The 13235-nt window shown below is 69.4% G+C and carries 11 protein-coding genes; all 11 read right to left on the bottom strand.

The window, feature by feature from the left end:
- Positions 1-147 precede the first annotated feature (147 nt).
- The 11 genes from AB0I88_RS21795 to uvrA all read right to left on the bottom strand — a co-directional run bounded on the left by AB0I88_RS21795 (position 148) and on the right by uvrA (position 13232).
- On the bottom strand, positions 148-489 hold the full coding sequence (locus AB0I88_RS21795) for an RNA polymerase-binding protein RbpA (protein ID WP_208466332.1): 342 nt from the start codon (positions 487-489) through the stop codon (positions 148-150).
- Positions 490-629: 140 nt separating this feature from the next.
- Complete coding sequence (gene secG, locus AB0I88_RS21790) at positions 630-884, bottom strand: preprotein translocase subunit SecG (protein WP_183217566.1); 255 nt, start codon at positions 882-884, stop codon at positions 630-632.
- Between the two features lie 184 nt (positions 885-1068).
- Positions 1069-1854 (bottom strand): triose-phosphate isomerase, encoded by a 786-nt coding sequence (tpiA, locus tag AB0I88_RS21785; protein WP_361027237.1) that lies wholly within the window; start codon positions 1852-1854, stop codon positions 1069-1071.
- Complete coding sequence (locus tag AB0I88_RS21780; RefSeq protein WP_361027253.1) at positions 1854-3056, bottom strand: phosphoglycerate kinase; 1203 nt, start codon at positions 3054-3056, stop codon at positions 1854-1856. The genes tpiA and AB0I88_RS21780 overlap by 1 nt, the downstream gene beginning before the upstream one ends.
- Before the next feature lie 2 nt (positions 3057-3058).
- Positions 3059-4060 (bottom strand): type I glyceraldehyde-3-phosphate dehydrogenase, encoded by a 1002-nt coding sequence (gap, locus tag AB0I88_RS21775; RefSeq protein ID WP_361027235.1) that lies wholly within the window; start codon positions 4058-4060, stop codon positions 3059-3061.
- A 320-nt stretch (positions 4061-4380) separates the two neighbouring features.
- Positions 4381-5361, bottom strand: coding sequence for a DNA-binding protein WhiA (gene whiA, locus AB0I88_RS21770; protein ID WP_361027232.1), 981 nt, complete (start codon positions 5359-5361; stop codon positions 4381-4383).
- Between the two features lie 141 nt (positions 5362-5502).
- Positions 5503-6519: a 2-phospho-L-lactate transferase CofD family protein gene (locus tag AB0I88_RS21765; RefSeq protein WP_361027229.1), complete on the bottom strand. Its 1017-nt coding sequence runs from the start codon at positions 6517-6519 to the stop codon at positions 5503-5505.
- Positions 6516-7418: an RNase adapter RapZ gene (gene rapZ, locus AB0I88_RS21760; protein ID WP_361027251.1), complete on the bottom strand. Its 903-nt coding sequence runs from the start codon at positions 7416-7418 to the stop codon at positions 6516-6518. Before rapZ ends, AB0I88_RS21765 begins: the two co-directional genes overlap by 4 nt.
- 63 nt (positions 7419-7481) lie before the next feature.
- Positions 7482-9413 (bottom strand): excinuclease ABC subunit UvrC, encoded by a 1932-nt coding sequence (gene uvrC, locus AB0I88_RS21755; RefSeq protein ID WP_361027226.1) that lies wholly within the window; start codon positions 9411-9413, stop codon positions 7482-7484.
- Positions 9414-9512: 99 nt separating this feature from the next.
- Positions 9513-10052, bottom strand: a complete 540-nt coding sequence (locus tag AB0I88_RS21750; RefSeq protein WP_361027223.1) for a Rieske (2Fe-2S) protein — start codon at positions 10050-10052, stop codon at positions 9513-9515.
- A gap of 225 nt (positions 10053-10277) precedes the next feature.
- Positions 10278-13232 (bottom strand): excinuclease ABC subunit UvrA, encoded by a 2955-nt coding sequence (gene uvrA / locus AB0I88_RS21745; protein WP_361027220.1) that lies wholly within the window; start codon positions 13230-13232, stop codon positions 10278-10280.
- Between the last annotated feature and the right edge of the window lie 3 nt (positions 13233-13235).

Here is a 13235-nt window from a genome sequence, read left to right as displayed (position 1 = left end):
CTCTCGCAACAAGCACGTCAGGCCACACCCACCGGTCGGCAAGACCGAACACCAGAACGCGACAACCAGCCACAACAACCAACAAAAGGTTTAATCACAAGCTGAGGAGACGCACCGGCCGCCCCGCTCGGCCGGTACGTTCCCGGATCACTCGCCGCGGCGCTGGCGCACCTTGGCGAGCGCCTCGGCGAGAATCGCCGCGGCATCCTCCTCGGAGCGCCGCTCCTTCACATATGCCAGATGCGACTTGTACGGCTCGGTACGCGACCGGCCCGGCGGATTGGAACTGTCGAGCCCGGCCGGCTGGCCGCATCGCGGACAGTCCCAGGTCTCGGGGATCGCGGCCTCGGCCGCGAACCAGATGATGCTGTCGTGTCCGGCCGAACAGAAATAGGTCACCTGCCGGCGCGGAGCGGGTTCGGTGCGCTCGTCGGGTCGCATCGGACTGGATCCGACACGGCTGCCGCGAATAGCGCTGCCACTGGACACGGACGTCACTCCTGTCTCGAGGGGCCTCGATGGGTCGCCCGGCTCCGAGCGGAGAGGTGAGGGAACCGGACGATGATGACAAAAAACCGCGCGGCCGGAAAAACCGGCCGCGCGGCAGATTGTACGACTACGAGCAGCCGTCAGGCAGCCAGCTCCAGTTTGAGCCAGAAGCCCAGCCCGACGATGCAGGCGAACCAGATGATTCCCACCAGAACGGTGTACCGGTCCAGGTTCTTCTCGGCGACCGAGGAGCCCGCCAGACTGGAGCTGACGCCACCACCGAACATGCTGGACATACCGCCACCCTTGCCCCGGTGGAGAAGGATCAGCAGAGTCAGCAGGACGCTGGTGATGATCAGCAACACGATCAACGTGTAAGCGAACGCGATCGGCATCGTCGGGTTCATTCCTCTCGAAGGGCACAGCAGCGGTCCCACAATAGCGGGTGCCCGGCCGCTTCATACGGCCGGGCACGCGCTATTTACTAGTGAGCCTTTTTCAACCCGGCATCGAGCCGCACCGCGCACGATCGTCGATCGCTCACGGATGGTCCGGCCTCGCCACGTTGAAAAGAGTTCATCAGCGTGCGACGTGTTCCGGGAAACGCACGATGGCGGCGAACTCCTCGGCGTCCAGGCTCGCGCCACCGACCAGGGCGCCGTCCACGTCGGGCTGCGCCATGATCTGGGCGATGTTGCCCGACTTGACCGAGCCGCCGTACTGGATACGGACGACGTCGGCCACCTCGGCGCCGAACTTCTCCACCAGCCGCGCCCGGATCGCGCCGCAGACCTCCTGCGCGTCGTCCGGGGTCGCGGTCTTGCCGGTGCCGATCGCCCACACCGGCTCGTACGCGATCACGATCTGCTGGAGCTGCTCGGTCTTGAGACCCTCCAGACCGGCGTCGACCTGGGCGAGCACGTGCTCGACCTGGTTGCCGGCCTCGCGGATGTCGAGACCCTCGCCGACGCAGAAGATCGGAACGAGACCGGCCGCGAAGGCCGCCTTGTTCTTCGCGTTGATCAGCTCGTCGCTCTCGTTGTGGTACTCACGGCGCTCGGAGTGCCCGATCACCACGTAGGAGCAGCCCAGCTTCGCCAGGAAAGCCCCGGCGATCTCGCCGGTGTACGCGCCGCCGGCGTGCGGCGACACGTCCTGAGCACCATACTTGATCTTCAGCTTGCCGTCCGCGATCACCGACTCGACGGTGCGCAGGTCGGTGAACGGCGGCAGGACGACCGTCTCGACGGCCTCCAGCTGCTCGGCGTTCAGGCTCGCGGCCAGCTTCTGCACCAGGAGATTCGCCTCGAAGTGGTTGAGGTTCATCTTCCAGTTGCCGGCGATGATCGGCTTACGGGTCGTCATCAATTCTCCAGTGCGGCGACGCCCGGCAGCGTCTTGCCTTCGAGGTACTCCAGGGACGCGCCCCCGCCGGTGGAGATGTGACCGAACGCGGTCTCGTCCAGGCCCAGGGTGCGGACCGCGGCCGCCGAGTCACCGCCGCCGACGACCGAGAAGCCGTCGATCTTGGTGATCGCCTCCGCCACGCCACGGGTGCCCGCGGCGAACGGGGCCAGCTCGAAGACACCCATCGGGCCGTTCCAGAACACGGTCTTCGCGCTGCTGATCGCCTCGGCGAAGATCGTGACGGACTCGGGTCCGATGTCGAGGCCCAGCCGGTCGGCCGGGATCTCCGAAGCGGCGACCGTCACGGAGTCGGCGTCCGCGGAGAACTCGGTCGCGGCGACCACGTCGACCGGGAGCACGATCCGGCCGGCGGCCTTCTCGAGCAGCTCCTTGCAGGTGTCGATCATCTCGGCCTCGAGCAGCGACTTGCCGACCTCGTGGCCCTGAGCCTTGAGGAAGGTGAAGCACATGCCGCCACCGACCAGGAGCTTGTCCACCTTGGGCAGCAGCGCCTGGATGACCGCCAGCTTGTCGGAGACCTTCGAGCCGCCGAGCACCACCACGTACGGCTGCTCCGGGCTCTCCGACACCTTGCGCAGGACCTCGACCTCCTTGAGGACGAGACCACCGGCGTAGTGCGGAAGCCGGGCCGGGACGTCGAAGACCGAGGCGTGCTTGCGGTGCACCGCGCCGAACGCGTCGTCGACGTAGAAGTCGGCGAACGCGGCGAGCTGGTCCGCGAAGGCGCCGCGCGCGGCGTCGTCCTTCGAGGTCTCGCCGGCGTTGAAGCGCAGGTTCTCCAGCAGCAGGACCTGGCCGTCCTGGAGGGACTCCACCGACTGGGTGGCCTCCGGGCCGACGGTGTCCTCAGCGAACACCACCGACGAGCCGAGCAGCTCGCCCAGCCGCGTCGCGACCGGACGGAGCGTGTACTTCGGGTCCGGCTCGCCCTTCGGGCGGCCCAGGTGCGAGCAGACGATAACCTTCGCGCCCGCGTCACGCAGGGCGATCAGCGTCGGCAGCACCGCGCGGGCGCGGCCGTCGTCGCTGATGACGCCCGGGTTTGCCTTGTCGAACGGGACGTTCAGGTCGGCGCGCACCAGGACGCGCCGACCCGAGACACCCTCGCCGAGCAGGTCGTCGAGAGTCTTCATGATCAGAATCAGGCCCCGACGAGCTTGACCAGGTCGACAAGGCGGTTCGAGTAGCCCCACTCGTTGTCGTACCAGCCGACGACCTTGACCTGGTTGCCACCGATGACCTTGGTGAGGCCGGCGTCGAAGATGCAGGAGGCCGGGTCGGTCACGATGTCGGCCGACACGATCGGGTCCTCGGTGTAGACCAGGACGCCCTTGAGCGGGCCCTCGGCCGCGGCCTTGATCGCGGCGTTGACCTCTTCGACCGTGGTGTCACGGGCCGAGGTGAAGCTCAGGTCGGTGGCCGAGCCGGTGGGGATCGGCACGCGGAGCGCGAAGCCGTCCAGCTTGCCCTTGAGCTCCGGCAGCACCAGGCTGACGGCCTTCGCGGCACCGGTCGAGGTCGGCACGATGTTCAGAGCGGCGGCGCGGGCGCGGCGCAGGTCCTTGTGCGGGCCGTCCTGCAGGTTCTGGTCCTGGGTGTACGCGTGGATCGTGGTCATCAGACCCTTTTCGATCCCGATCGTGTCGTTCAGGACCTTCGCCATCGGGGCGAGGCAGTTGGTGGTGCAGGACGCGTTGGAGATGATGTTGTGCTTCGCGCCGTCGTACAGGCTGTCGTTGACGCCCATCACGACCGTGATGTCCTCGTTCTTGGCCGGAGCCGAGATGATGACCTTCTTGGCGCCCTTGTCCAGGTGAGCCTTGGCCTTGGTGGCGTCGGTGAAGAAGCCGGTCGACTCGATCACGACGTCGGCGCCCAGGTCGCCCCAGGGAAGGTTGTTCGGGTCACGCTCGGCGAACGCCTTGAAGGTCTTGCCACCGACGGTGATCTCGTCAGCGGTGGCCTTGACCTCCTCGCCGAGACGGCCCAGGATGCTGTCGTACTTCAGCAGGTGCGCGAGCGTGTTGTTGTCGGTCAGGTCGTTCACGCCGACGATCTCGATGTCGGCGCCGGAAGCGAGAACCGCCCGGAAGAAGTTACGACCGATACGGCCGAAGCCGTTGATGCCAACCCGGATGGTCACAGGTGGTCTCCTCGTTTCGGTCCGCCGGATTCTGCGACCGGCGGAGGGGTCTGCATGCCGACCGATGGACGGCCGACACAAAGGCGTCCGGCCGCTGCGCCCAGGATCTCGATGACGGGGGGCTCGGCCGGACTGCCGGCACCGTCGCCGTCATCCCTGACACTATCCGAGTCCACGCGTCCGCGGAGCGGCGGGGCGCGACCTGAACGTTATCTAAAAAGATCACAGCGGCGTTACCGATTGGCGCCATCAGCCTTGCCCATACGGTCACACCCGTTAAGGACCAAAGGTCCCCCGATCGTGGTGATCGGCATCACCTGTCAGCAGGCCATCATCTCTGGGGTGACCGCTGCCTCGGTGTCCGGAATGCCAAGATCCCGGGCTCGCTTGTCGGCCAGCGCCAACAGCCGCCGGATCCGGCCGGCGATCGCGTCCTTGGTCAGTGGCGGGTCGGCCAGGGCCCCCAGCTCCTCCAGGGAGGCCTGACGGTGCTCCAGCCGCAGCCGGCCGGCCGAGGTGAGGTGGTTCGGCGCGTCCTCGGCGAGGATCTCCAGCGCCCGGGTGACCCGGGCCGCGGCCGCGACCGCCGCGCGGGCCGAACGCCGCAGGTTCGCATCGTCGAAGTTGGCCAGACGGTTCGCGGTGGCACGCACCTCACGGCGCACCCTGCGCTCCTCCCACGCGAGCACGCTGGAATGCGCCCCGACCCGGGTGAGCAGCGCGGCGATCGCGTCGCCGTCCTTGATCACCACGCGGTCGACGCCGCGCACCTCGCGGTCCTTCGCGGTGATGCCGATGCGGCGGGCCGCGCCACGCAGCGCGAGAGCCGCCTCCGGACCCGGACAGGTGATCTCCAGCGCGCTGGAGCGGCCCGGCTCGGTGAGCGAGCCGTGTGCCATGAACGCGCCCCGCCAGGCCGCCACCGAGCAGCACACGCTGCCGCTGACCACGTGCTGCGGCAGGCCGCGGACCGGACGGCCGCGCACGTCGAGCAGCCCGGTCTGGCGGGCCAGCACCTCACCGTCCTTGACGATCCGCACGATGTAGTGGCTGCCCTTGCGCAGGCCGCCGGACGCCAGCACGTGCACCTCGCTGGGGTAGCCGTACACCTCGGCGATCTCCCGCCGCAACCGCCGGGCCACCGCGCCGGTGTCCAGCTCCGCCTCGACCACCACACGGCCGGAGACGATGTGCAGGCCGCCGGCGAAACGCAGCAGCGCCGCCATCTCGGCCCGCCGGCAGCAGGGCTTGGGCACGTCGACCCGGCTCAGCTCATCCTTGACCGCTGCCGTCATCGCCATCGTGTTGTCACCTCATGCGCCGGATCTTGAACAACTGAGCCTTATTCACGACGGTGCAGACCGTCGTCCTTAACCTTCGGCAACACGAGGCTCGAGGTGGGTCGTGAACGAGCCTCAGTGTGTGCCGCACTACGTCAGTAATCAACGAGTGGCGCCCAATACTGGCACCAGGGCGGCGCCCAGTGCCTCAGGATCATGCCGTGGGCTTCCGTCCGCAACGGCCACCGGCGTCAGAATCAGATCGGCGCCGAGATCCTGCGCGGCGGCCCGGACCGGCTCCGGCTCCCCGGCCCACTTCGAGTCCGCCAGCACGGTGTCCACCCGGAGCCCGGGAAGGTACCAGTGCAGGGCGGCCAGGTGGTCGGCGGTGGAGAGGCCGCTCGTCTCCTTGTCCGGGGTGAGATTCAGCGTGACCAGCCGGCGGGCCGGGCTCGCCACGATCGCCTCGGCCAGGCGCGGGACCAGCAGGTGCGGGAGCACGCTCGTGTACCAGCTGCCGGGACCGAAGATCAGCCAGTCGGCGTCGCGGACCGCGGCGATCGCCTCCGGGCAGGCCGGCGGGTCGGCCGGGTCCAGCCGCACCGCCTCCACCCGGCCCTCGGCCACCGCCACCGAATGCTGGCCGCGCACCGTCTCCCGGGAGCCGTCGGCGTGCACCAGGTCGGCCTCTATGCCGACGGCGTGCAGCGCCATCGGGAGTACCCGGCCCCGCGCGCCGACCATCTCGGCGGCGTGGTCCAGCGCGGCGACCGGGTCGCCCAGCATCTCGATCAGGCCGAGCAGCAGCAGGTTGCCCACCGGGTGCCCGGCCAGGGTGTCGCCGCCCTGGTCGGCGCGCCGCTCGAGCCGCGGGCCACGGCCGGCCACCCGCGCCCGCGCCGCGGCCGTCATCGACTCGAAACGGTGCTGCATCAGGGTCGCGGTGAGCCGGTGAGTGGGATGGTCGGCGGCCAGCGCGGCGAGCGCCTGGCGCAGATCCCCCGGCGGCAGCAGCGCGTCCCGCTCGACGCGCAGGCGGCCGCTGGAGCCGCCGTCGTCGCCGACCGTCACGATCGCGGTGATCTCCAGTTCCAGGTCGCGGGCGCTGCGCCGCAGGGCGCGCAGCGAAGCGCTCAATCCATGCCCGCCGCCGAAGGCGACCACCCGGATCGCCGTCACTCGCGCCCCAGGTCACGGTGCGACGTGTGGGCGGACAGCTGCATCGCGCTGAGCCGGCAGGTGAGCTCCTCGGCGATGGCGACGCTGCGATGCTTGCCCCCGGTGCACCCGATGGCGACGGTCAGATAGCGCTTGCCCTCGCGCTCGAACCCCGGCGCGGTGGTGGCGATCAGCCCCGCGTACGTCGCGACGAAGTCGGTCGCGCCCTCCTGTCCCAGGACGTAGCCGCTCACCCCCTCCTCCAGGCCGGTGTGCTCGCGCAGCTCCGGCACCCAGAACGGGTTGGGCAGGAACCGGGCGTCCAGCACGTAGTCGGCGTCCGGCGGCAGGCCGTACTTGAAGCCGAAGGAGAGCACGGTGATCCGCAGCTTGCGCGAGTCCTCACCGCTGAACAGCTCCTCGACACGGCGGCGCAGCTGGTTCACGTTCAGATGACTGGTGTCGATGATCACATCGGCGTGCTCGCGGGCCTCCTCGAGCAGTTTGCGCTCGGCGGCGATGCCGTCGGCCAGCCGCCCGTCACCCTGCAACGGGTGCGAACGGCGCACCGACTCGAACCGCCGGATCAGCACCTCGTCGTCGGCGTCCACGAACACCACGCGGGGCGAGAAGCCGCGCTCCTTCAGCGCGCGGACCGCGCCGGCCAGGTCCGTGGAGAAGGCCCGGCTCCGCACGTCCAGCACCATGGCGGTACGCCGGGCCGCTCCCCCGGCCGCGAAGGCCAGCTCGGCCATCTCCAGCATCAGCGCCTGCGGCAGGTTGTCCACCACATAGAAGCCGACGTTCTCCAGGGCGCGCGCCACCGTGCTGCGCCCACCGCCGGAGAGGCCGGTCACCACCACCAGGTCGGTCCCCGCCTCTTCGGTCTCCAGCACCTCGTCGGATCCGAGGTCCGGCATCGCTTCGGTCACGCACGCCTCCTGCGTCGAAATCGCGGACACAACATGGTAGGACGGGAAGAGTCAGCGCTCCCCAGTCTTCCCCGTGTCGGGTGAACGCAGAGCAGCGAGCACGGATTCCGCCGTCCGCAGGCCGATGCCGGGCACCTCGGCGATCTCCTCGGGGGTCGCCTCGGAGATGCGCTTCATCGACCCGAAGTGCCGCAGCAGCGCTTTGCGCCGCACCTCGCCCAGGCCGGCCACCTCGTCCAGCGCGGACTCCGTCATCCGCTTGGAGCGGCGCTGCCGGTGGAAGGTGATGGCGAACCGGTGCGCCTCGTCCCGGACCCGCTGCAACAGATACAGCGCCTCCGACGTCCGCGGGAGGATGACCGGGAAGTCGTCGGCCGGCAGCCACACCTCCTCCAGCCGCTTGGCCAGCCCGCACAGCGCCACGTCGGTGACGCCCATCTCGGCGAGGACCGCGGCGACCGCGTTGACCTGCGGCTGGCCGCCGTCCACCACGATCAGCTGAGGTGGGTACGCGAACTTGCGCGGCTTGCCGGTCAGCGGATCGACGCCGGGAAGATCGGAGTCGCCGGGCAGTTCGAGAGCCTTGAACCGGGCAAACCGCCGCCGCATCACCTCGCTCATCGCCGACAGATCGTCGGTGCCGCTGCCGTCCGGGTTGCCGCGCACGATGAAGCGGCGGTACTCGCTCTTGCGCTCCAGCCCGTCCTCGAAGACCACCATCGAGGCCACCACGTCGGTGCCCTGGATCTGCGACACGTCGAAACACTCGATGCGCAGCGGCACCCCCTCCATCCCGAGAGCCCCGGCGATCTCCTCGAGCGCCCGGCTGCGGGTGGTGAGGTCGCCAGCCCGGCGCAGCTTGTGCCGTTGCAGCACCTCGGCGGCGTTGCGGCCGACGGTCTCCATGAGCGCCTTCTTGTCGCCGCGCTGGGGCACCCGCAGGCTGACCCGGCTGCCGCGGTGCCCGGACAGCCAGTCGGCCAGCGCCTCGGCGTCGTCGGGCAGGTCAGGCACCAGAAGCTCGCGGGGCACGTCGTTCTCGCCGTGCTCCTCGCCGTACATCTGCGTGCAGAAGTGGTGCACCAGGTCGCCGGTGGACAGCTCCTCGACCTTCTCCACCACCCAGCCGCGCTGGCCCCGGACCCGGCCCCCGCGCACATGGAAGACCTGCACGGCCGCTTCCAGCGGGTCGTCGGCGAAGGCCACGATGTCGGCGTCGGTGCCGTCGCCGAGCACCACGGTCTGCTTCTCCAGGGCCCGGCGCAGCGCCACCAGGTCGTCGCGCAGCCGGGCCGCGCGCTCGAACTCCAGCTCCTCGGAGGCCTGGAGCATCTCCCGCTCCACCCGTTTCAGGAACTGGTCGGTGCGCCCCGCCATGAAGTCGCAGAACTCGTCGACGATCGCCCGGTGCTCCGCGGCGCTGACCCGGTCGACGCAAGGGGCCGAGCACTTGCCGATGTCGCCGAGCAGGCAGGGCCGGCCGATCTGGTGGGCCCGTTTGAACACGCCGGCCGAGCAGGTCCGCGCGGGGAAGACGCGCAGCAGCAGGTCGAGCGTCTCGCGGATGGCCCAGGCGTGCGAATACGGACCGAAGTAGCGGACGCCCTTGCGCTTGGCGCCGCGCATCACCTGGAGCCGCGGATACTCCTCGTCGAGGGTGACGGCGAGAAACGGGTACGACTTGTCGTCCCGGTACTTCACGTTGAACCGCGGGTCGAACTCCTTGATCCAGGAGAACTCCAACTGGAGCGCCTCGACCTCGGTGCCGACGGTGACCCAGTCCACGGCGGCCGCGGTGGTGACCATCTGCTGGGTCCGCGGGTGCAGCGACCACACGTCGGCGAAATACGAATTCAGCCGGTTACGCAGGCTCTTCGCCTTGCCGACGTAGATCACCCGGCCGGCCGGGTCGCGGAAGCGGTAGACACCGGGGGAGTCCGGGATGGTACCCGGTGCCGGGCGGTAGGTGGACGGGTCTGGCACAACTCCAACACTAGTGCCAGGGGCTGACAGAATTGCCCGACCGGAGGTCCGGTGCCGCCGCCACGGCGCCGGGCCTCCGGCCGCCGGACCCGGCCCCGATCAGGCCGCGGTCACCACGTTGTCGCCGTCCACGTCGATCGGCACCGCGGCCAGCGGCTGACCGGCCGGGCCCTCGGTCGGAGCGCCGTCCTTGATGGAGAAGAGGCTGTTGTGGCAACGGCAGATGATCGAGCCGTCCTTGATCTCGGACACCTTGCAGCCCTGGTGCGTGCACACGTTGCTGAACGCCTTGTAGCTGCCCTCGGTGGGCTGGGTGACGACCACCTCGTCCAGGATCACACCACCGCCGACCGCCACCTTCGACGTCGCGACCAGGACGTTGCCGGTGCCACCGCCACCGTTGGCGTCACCGCCGCCGTTGGCGTCACCGCCACCCGCCTCGGTGCTGCCGGCCGGGATCGGATCCTCGGCGAAGTCGGTGCCGTTCGGGTTGGTCCCGCTGGAGTCGGTGCCGCAGGCCGCGAGGACCGCGGTCGCGCCGACAGCGCCGGCGCCCTTCAGGACGACGCGTCGTGTCGAGGCGGTTCCCGGTCGGTCCTGCTGGATCTCGGCGTCGGTCCTCGGCTGCACGTCAGTCATTTGTCGCCCTCCACTACCTGTTCTCTACCCGCCGATGTCACGCGGAGTCGCCCCGGGGTACGGATCAGATGCCGTGATCAGTTCAACGGGCCGCAGCGAGATTTTCCCCGCTTTCTCCATGTTCGCCCTACTGTTTTCCTGGTGCGGACGAACAGCGCCGCACCCGGAAGACCCTAGGAGACCAACCGGGTGCGGTTGCTGAGAGTCGTCTAAGAACTTCCTGAATCAGGTGGTCGCCTTGGCCCGCGACCGGGTGGCGCGGGCCTTGGGGGCGGCGGTGGACCCGTTCGCCTTCGCGGCCCGGCCGGTCGCCGCCGGGGCGCCGGCCGCCTCTCCGTCGCGCCCGAGGACATGCCGCAGGAACTGCCCGGTGTGGCTCCCCGGCACCTCGGCCAGTTCCTCCGGGGTGCCGGTGGCCAGCACCAGGCCGCCCTTGCTGCCGCCCTCCGGGCCCATGTCGATCAGCCAGTCCGCGGTCTTGATGACGTCCAGGTTGTGCTCGATGGTGATCACCGTGTTGCCCTTGTCGACCAGGCCGTTGAGCACGATCAGGAGCTTGCGGATGTCCTCGAAGTGCAGGCCGGTGGTCGGCTCGTCGAGCACGTAGACCGTCCGCCCGGTGGAGCGTTTCTGCAGCTCGGAGGCGAGCTTGACACGCTGGGCCTCGCCGCCGGACAGGGTGGTGGCGGGCTGGCCCAGGCGCACGTAGCCCAGGCCGACGTCGACCAGGGTCCGCAGGTGGCGGTGGATCGCCGGGAGCGCCGAGAAGAACTCCGCGCCCTCCTCGATCGGCATGTTCAGCACCTCGGAGATGGTCTTGCCCTTGTAGTGCACCTCCAGGGTCTCCCGGTTGTACCGAGCGCCCTTGCACACCTCGCAGGGGACGTACACGTCCGGCAGGAAGTTCATCTCGATCTTGATGGTGCCGTCACCGGAACAGTTCTCGCAGCGGCCGCCCTTCACGTTGAAGGAGAACCGGCCCGGACCGTACCCCCGCACCTTGGCCTCGGTGGTCTCGGCGAACAGCTTCCGGATGTGATCGAAAACACCGGTGTAGGTGGCCGGGTTCGACCGCGGCGTCCGGCCGATCGGCGACTGGTCCACCCCGACGACCTTGTCCACGTGCTCCAGGCCGGTGACCCGGGTGTGCCGGCCGGGCACCTGCCGGGCGCCGTTGATCTGGTTCGCCATCACGGTGTGCAGAATGTCGTTGACCAGCGTCGACTTGCCCGAACCACTCACCCCCGTGACGGCGATGAACTGGCCCAGCGGGAACGGCACCGTCAGGTTGCGCAGGTTGTGTTCGCGGGCGCCGTGCACCACCACCTCGCGCCCGGCGGTCTGCGGGCGCCGGGTGGCCGGCACCGGGATCGACTTACGGCCGGACAGGTACGCCCCGGTCGGCGACTTCTCGTTCGCCAGCAGGCCCTCCACGGTGCCGCTGTGCACGATCTCGCCGCCGTGCTCGCCGGCGCCCGGGCCGATGTCGACGATCCAGTCCGCGGTCCGGATGGTGTCCTCGTCGTGCTCCACCACGATCAGCGTGTTGCCCAGGTTACGCAGCCGCACCAGGGTCTCGATGAGCCGGTGGTTGTCCCGCTGGTGCAGGCCGATGGACGGCTCGTCCAGCACATACAGCACCCCGACCAGGCCGGAGCCGATCTGGGTGGCGAGCCGGATGCGCTGCGCCTCACCGCCGGAGAGGGTGCCCGCCCCACGGTCCAGCGACAGATAGTCCAGGCCGACGTCGACCAGGAACCGCAGCCGCGCGTTGATCTCCTTGAGCACCCGCTCGGCGATCATCTTCTGCCGGTCCTCGAGCTCCAGCCCGGCCAGCAGCCCGGCGCACTCGCCCACCGACAGGTTGCACACCTCGGCGATGCTCTTGCCCGCCACGGTCACGGCCAGCACCTCGGGCTTGAGCCGGGCGCCGCCGCAGACCGAGCAGGGCACGTCGCGCATGTACCCCTCGTACTTCTCGCGCGACCAGTCGCTCTCGGTGTCGTTGTGCCGCCGCTCGATCCACTGCACCACGCCCTCGAAGCCGGTGTAGTAGGAGCGCTCACGGCCGTACTTGTTCCGGTATCGCACGTGGACCTGGTCGTCCGCGCCGTACAGCACGATCTTCTGCACCCGGCTGGGCAGCGCCCGCCAGGGCGAGTCGAGGCTGAAGCTCTCGGCGCCGGCCAGGGCCTCCAGGAGCCGGAGGAAGTACTCCTGGGTGGTGCCGCCGGCCCACGGCTGGACGGCGCCCTCGCGGAGGCTCTTCTCCCCGTCCGGGATGATCAGCTCGGGGTCGACCTCCTTCTTGGTCCCGAGGCCGGTGCACTCGGGACAGGCGCCGTACGGCGCGTTGAAGGAGAAGACCCGCGGCTCCAGATCCTCGATGGCGAGCGGATGGTCGTTGGGGCAGGCCAGATGCTCGGAGAAGCGGCGCTCCCGCTCCGGGTCGTCCTCCGGCAGGTCGACGAAGTCGAACACCACGATGCCGGAGGCCAGCCCGAGGGCGGCCTCGACCGAGTCGGTGAGACGCTGCTTGCTGGACGCCTTCACGCTGAGCCGGTCGATCACCACCTCGATGGTGTGCTTCTCCTGCTTCTTCAGCTTCGGCGGCTCGGTGAGCGGGTGCACCACGCCGTTGACCCGGGCCCGCGCGTAGCCCTTGGACTGCAGCTCGGAGAACAGGTCGACGTACTCCCCCTTGCGGCCGCGGACCACCGGGGCCAGCACCATGAACCGGGTGCCCTCGGGCATCGCCAGCACCCGGTCGACGATCTGCTGCGGGGTCTGCCGGCTGATCCGCTCCTTGCAGACCGGGCAGTGCGGGATGCCGGTCCGCGCGAAGAGCAGGCGCAGGTAGTCGTAGACCTCGGTGATCGTGCCGACCGTGGAGCGGGGGTTGCGGTTCGTCGACTTCTGGTCGATCGACACCGCCGGGGACAGGCCCTCGATGAAGTCGACGTCCGGCTTGTCCATCTGGCCGAGGAACTGCCGCGCGTACGACGACAGCGACTCCACGTACCGCCGCTGGCCCTCGGCGAAGATCGTGTCGAACGCGAGGCTGGACTTGCCCGAGCCGGAGAGGCCGGTGAACACGATCATGGCGTCACGGGGCAGGTCGAGGTTGACGTCACGCAGGTTGTGTTCGCGGGCGCCACGGATTGTCAGTCGGTCGGCCACGGC

Origin of the sequence: Actinoplanes sp. NPDC049802 (assembly GCF_040656595.1) — a bacterium.
In the GTDB taxonomy this organism is placed as follows: Bacteria; Actinomycetota; Actinomycetes; order Mycobacteriales; family Micromonosporaceae; genus Actinoplanes.
Note: the sequence above shows the minus strand (reverse complement) of the source record. Positions and strands in the feature narration are given on the sequence as shown.